This is a genomic window from Neobacillus cucumis (assembly GCF_023715505.1).
In genome coordinates, this window is sequence record NZ_JAMBOH010000117.1 from 1 (window position 1) to 437 (window position 437).

Annotated in this window: 1 rRNA gene; it reads left to right on the forward strand. The window is 44.2% G+C overall.

From position 1 onward, the window contains the following. Positions 1 to 207, forward strand: a 16S ribosomal RNA gene (locus tag M3226_RS31665); the annotation flags it as partial. Positions 208 to 437 lie beyond the last annotated feature (230 nt).

Consider the following 437-nt stretch of genomic DNA (forward strand, 5'->3'; position numbering starts at 1 on the left):
CGGAATCGCTAGTAATCGCGGATCAGCATGCCGCGGTGAATACGTTCCCGGGCCTTGTACACACCGCCCGTCACACCACGAGAGTTTGTAACACCCGAAGTCGGTGGGGTAACCGTAAGGAGCCAGCTGCCTAAGGTGGGACAGATGATTGGGGTGAAGTCGTAACAAGGTAGCCGTATCGGAAGGTGCGGCTGGATCACCTCCTTTCTAAGGATAAAAGCTGGACATATGAGCCAGACAAAAAAAGTTTGTTTGATTGTTTTCTGTTTGTTTAGTTTTGAGGGAGCAATTCTCTCAAAGCTTTTTTAAATCGTTCTTTGAAAACTAGATAATCGTATAGAAGAAACCAAGTAAAAACCGAGTAAAATCGCCATTTTAGAATACTCTCTATTAATTTAGAGTAAAACCTTTTAGGTTAAGTTAGAAAGGGCGCACGG